The 5,174-nt window shown below is 71.3% G+C and carries 2 protein-coding genes; both read right to left on the minus strand.

The window, feature by feature from the left end:
* On the minus strand, nt 1-3,770 hold a 3,770-nt coding region (locus GM672_RS27080; protein WP_170300274.1), incomplete at its 3' end, for an SDR family NAD(P)-dependent oxidoreductase.
* A gap of 10 nt (nt 3,771-3,780) precedes the next feature.
* Nucleotides 3,781-5,174 (minus strand): beta-ketoacyl [acyl carrier protein] synthase domain-containing protein (locus tag GM672_RS27085; protein WP_170300275.1); only part of this gene is annotated, 1,394 nt, incomplete at its 5' end.

The following is a 5,174-nucleotide window of genomic DNA, read 5'->3' on the forward strand; positions in this document are numbered from 1 at the left end:
CCGAACGCCGAGATCGCGGCGCGACGCGGGGCGCCGGGCGACCCGGCCGGCCACGGCGCCAGGTCCTGCTGGACGTACAAGCCCAGCTTGTCCAGGTCGAGCGCGGGGTTGATGCGCCGTGCATGCAGCGACGGCGCCAGCTGGCGTGCCCGCAGCATCAGCAGCACCTTGCTGACCGCCGCCACGCCGGCCGCGCTTTCCAGGTGACCGATATTGGACTTGACCGAACCGAGCGCCACCGGCCGTGGCCCATCCGTGCCCAGTGCCCGCGCCAGCCCTTCGATCTCGATCGGATCGCCCAGCGCCGTGCCGGTGCCGTGCGCTTCCACGTACGAGATCGAGTGCGGCGCGACCGCCGCATTGCGCAGGGCCTGGCGGATCACGTCGGCCTGTGCCGCCGGGCTCGGCACCGTGAAGCCGCTGGTGCGCCCGGTATGGTTCAGTGCACTGCCCTTGATGACGCCCCAGACGTGATCGCCCGCCGCCAGCGCATCGTCCAGCGGTCGCAGCAGCAGTGCACCGACGCCCTCGCCCGGCACGTAACCGGTGCCGTCGGCGCCGAAGCTGCGGCAGCGGCCGTCGTCCGACAGGAACTGCCCCTGCGCCAGCTGGCGGTATTTTTCCGCATGCACCGCCAGGTTGACGCCACCGGCGATCGCCATGCGGCAGGAGCCGGCGCGCAGCGCATCGACCGCCAGGCTAATGGCCGTCAGCGACGAGGAACACGCCGTATCGACGGCCATCGAGGGGCCATGCAGGTCGAGCGCATAGGACACCCGGTTGGCGATGGCGGCATGCATCGCCGCCGGCGCCACTTCCGCGCCCTCGCCGCACAGCTGGTAGTGGTTCCACATCACGCCGACGTACACGCCGACGTTGCGTTCGTCCAGCCGGGTGGCCGGATAGCCTGCCTCCTCCATCAGCGTCCAGCACGTCTCCAGGAACAGCCGTTCCTGCGGATCGGTGCGCTCGGCCTCGCGCCGCGAGATATTGAACAGTCCCGCGTCGAAGGCGTCGATCGCCGTCAGGAAGCCGCCCCAGCGGCCATACGTCTTGCCCGTCACGCCGCGGCGCGCATCGAAAATGGCCTCGTGGTTCCAGCGCTCGGGCGGTATCTCGCCGACGGCATCATGGCCGTCGGCCAGGCGCTGCCAGAAGGTGTCGATATCGTCGGCACCGGGGTAGCGTCCGGCCAGCCCGACGATGGCGATGTCGCCGCCGGTTCGCGCCGGTGCGCTTTCCGGCGCCGCGGGTGTCGCGGCGGTAGCGGGCGCCAGCCAGCCGCCGATACGGGCAGCGTCGCCGTACAGCACGGCGGCCCGGGTGGCGCCGCCCCGGCCCAGTGCCGCGCCAAGGCAATCGAATGCCACCTTGGCCGGCAGTGGCAGCAGGCCGGTACGCCCGGTTGCCGCCCTCAGTTCGGCCTCGCCCAGTCGCATGCCGCCTTCCGCCCACAGCGGCCAGTCAATCGCGATGCTGCTGCCCTGGCGGTCGGCGCGGTGCGCCCGCATCTCGACCAGGCTTGCCAGCGCGGCATTGGCGAACGCATACGCGCCCTGGCCGGAATTCGGGCGCCATGACGCCAGCGAGGAGAAAGCGACGAACGCCAGCAGCCGATCCTGGGCCGTGGCGTCGTCCAGCGCATGAAAGCCAGCCACCTTCGAGGCCAGCACACCCTCCAGCCGCGTTGCATCGATATTGAAATGCAGCGCATCGTCGAGCGTTCCGGCGGCGTGGAAAACGGCCTGGATGCCGCCCAGGCGCTGGCGCAGCGCTGCCACCACGCCCTGCACCGCGGCTGGATCGGCCACGTCGCAGGCGGCGAATTCGATCGAGCCGGGACCGGAACGGGACTGCCAGCGCTGCCGCAGCGCCGCCGTCGGCGTACCGCGGCCCAGCACCACGACGCGCGCCTGTACCGTGTCGACCAGCCACTCGGCCAGCAACGTGCCGATACCGCCCGTGCCGCCGGCGATGAGGCAGACGGCACCGGGCGGAAGGGCCGATGGCACGGCGGCGGACGGCACGGATGCGGACGCGGCGTCCGCCATCAATACCTGCAACCGGCCGGCGGCGGAAATCACGCCGGCGGTCGGGGGCAGCCCGGCGCCCGTGCGCCCGAGCTCCTGGACCACGGCGGCACACCAGTCGTGCCGGCCGGTCCACAGGGTACGCGCGGCAAGGCGCGGGGTTTCCAGCCGCACGCAACGGGCGAACGCCGCCAGGCCCTGTAACGTGACCGACGGCTCCGGCGCGCGCTCGACGAACAGCAGGTCCAGTGCGTACTGCTGGCGGGCGCAGGCGCCGCTCCAGGCCGCAGCGACGGCCAGCATGGCGGCGGGATTCGCCTGCGCCGGCAGCATGACGATGACGGCATCGGCCGCCAGGTCCGCCAAGCCGGCGGGTGCCTCCAGCGCAACGCAGCTCTCAGCACCCGTGTGCGCGGCCAGCGCGGCCAGTTCGGCCGGGGTCAGGCCAGCTGCCACCAGCTTGCGGGGCGCGGCACCAGGGACCAGGGCGCGCTGGTCGACCTGCCAGCCGGGCGCGGCCCAGACGGTGGCCGCCGACGCGACCGGCTCCGCATCCGGGACAGCGCCCGGCACGTCGGCAGGCAGGTTCGATGAAACGGCCGGCAGCGGGCCGTGGGCCTGGCACAACCACGCGTCAAGCGTGGCGATATCGCGGTGCTCGAACAGCAGCGTGGGATAGATGTCACGCCGCAGCACCGTCTCCAGCCGCGCAGCCAGCTCCAGCAGGTTGCGGGAATCGAGGCCCAGTTCGTAGAAGCCGACATCGGCACGCACGGCGGCGGGCGGCATTGCCAGCAGTTCGGCGATCCAGCCGGTCAGCAGGCCAGCATACGTTGCCCCGGACGCCGGCAGCGGCATGGCCGGCAGCGGCGCCACCGGCGCGGGCGCGTTCACGGGCGCCTGCAACAGCCGCGTGATCAGCTCGGGCGACCGTATCCGTTTGCAGGTGAGCTGATGGAACGAGGCGCAGTGACGCCCGGCCGTATCGTACAGGTCGTAGGCGTTGGTGATCACGTCACCCGTATCGGCCAGCACTTCGGTGCGCGGCGCGTGCAGCACGAAGCGCTCGGGCAGCGGCCGCACCATGCGGAAGCGCTCGATCGCAACGGGGATGAATGGGTCGCTGAAGGCCAGTTCGGTCTGGCCGTAACAGGCAATGGTGGTGGCGTCGAGGGCGGCCGGGTGCATCTGGAATCCCGGGGTGCCCGGCACTTCCAGGGCCAGCTCGGCCAGCAGCGCGCCGCCACCCTTCCACAGCTGGCCGTGGCAACGCATCGGCGCGTTGTGGCAGATCTTTTCCAGCCGCGCACGGCGGTACAGTTCTTCCATGTCGCTGCCCGCCACCATGCCGGCCCGGCATGCCAGCAGGTCCAGGTCGGGCAATGCCGGCTGCGCATCGCTCACCAGGGCCGCGCGCATATTTTCGCGGAACGGCGCGCCGCTGCCCCACTCGCGGCTGTCGACGACGACTCTGCCGCTTGCCGCCCCTGGCAGGCGGATGCGCACGCGCAGTTCACGGTCCCGGCCGGCGTCGGTGACGACCGGCTCGCTGAACAGGATGCGCTCGAGGGCCAGCGCCGCCGTCGCCTGGTGGCGCGCGGCCAGCACGCGCATGGCCAGGTCCAGGAACACCACGCCCGGCATCACGGATACATCGTGGACGCGGTGGTTTTGCATGACCAGGTCGCTGTGCGCCAGGCGCAGCGTACACAGTATTTCTTGGGTTTCGTCAGCTTGCATGTCGGTCGCCTTAGAGAACTTCGCTTTGCGCGGGATCGATGAATTGGAGCTGCAACAGGGACAGCGTGTGGCCCACGGCGCCGGGCCGGTCCAGCCAGAGCCGGCGCCGTTCGTAGCGCGGTGGCGGCAACGCCTGGCGCACCGGCTGATGGGGCGGCGCCTCGGCCACCACCACGTGGGCATTGGTGCCGCCCAGGCCGAATGCGCTGACGCCGGCGACCCGGGTGCCGGGGCGCGGCCACGGCGCGGCCTGCGCCGGCACGAAGAACGGCGATGCGGCCAGGTCGAAGCGGGGATTGGGCGTGTCGCAGAACAGGCTGGGCGGCACCACGCCGTCGCGCACGGCGAGGATGACCTTGGCCAGCCCGGCGGCACCGGCGGCACTGAGCAGGTGGCCGATATTGGTCTTCACGCTGCCGATGGCGCAGCAGGCCCGCTCGGTGGTGGCCGTGCGGAACACATCGTTGAGCGCCTTCAGCTCGATGGGGTCGCCGATCATCGTGGCCGTCCCGTGCGCTTCGACCATGCCGACCTCCTGGGCACCGCGTCCGGCCCGCGCCAGCGCGGCACGGATCACGTCCTGCTGGGCTTCCGGATTGGGTGTCGTCAGTCCCATCGTGCGGCCGTCGTTGTTGACGGCACTGCCTTCGATCACGGCGTGGATGCGGTCGCCCTGCGCCAGCGCCAGGTCCAGCCGCTTGAGCAGCAGCACGACGCAGCCCTCGCCCGGCACGAAGCCGTCGGCATGCTGGTCGAAGGTGCGGCAGCGTCCCCCGGGCGACAACGCCCGTGCCTTGCTGAACTGGACATACACCTCTTCGTCGAGCAGGACATCGACGCCGCCCACCAGCACCTGGGCGCTGTCGCCGGACAGGATGGCCTGGCAGGCCAGGTGCAGGGCCGTCAGCGATGACGAGCATGCGGAGTCGACGACGAAGTTGGCACCGCGCAGGTCGAAATGGTGCGCCACATGCGCGGCGATGAAATTCTGGTCGGTCCCGAGCCCTGCCTCGGTTCCAGCCTGGGCAGCGCGCAGCCGGTAGTCACCCATGCGCGCGCCGACATAGACGCCAATGTTCTGGCGCCGCACGTCCGCATCCTCCAGCCCGGCATCGCGCAGGCAGGCCGCCGCGCCTTCCAGCAGCAGGCGCACGGCCGGGTCGAGGCAGGTGGCGCTGGCTTCCGACATATTGAAATAGTCCGGATCGAAGTCTTCGATGCCGTCGACGAAGCCGCCCCAGCGCGAAATGCTGCTGCCTGGCCGGCCCTTGGCGTCATACAGTGCCGCGACATCCCACCGGGAAGCGGGCACGTCGCCGATGGCGCAGCGGCCCTCGCGCAGCAGCGTGCCGAACGCCGCGGCGTCGGCGGCGCCGGGCACCCGCACGGCCATGCCGACCACGG

The sequence above is a fragment of the Pseudoduganella buxea genome, assembly GCF_009720835.1.
In the GTDB taxonomy this organism is placed as follows: Bacteria; Pseudomonadota; Gammaproteobacteria; order Burkholderiales; family Burkholderiaceae_D; genus Rugamonas; species Rugamonas buxea.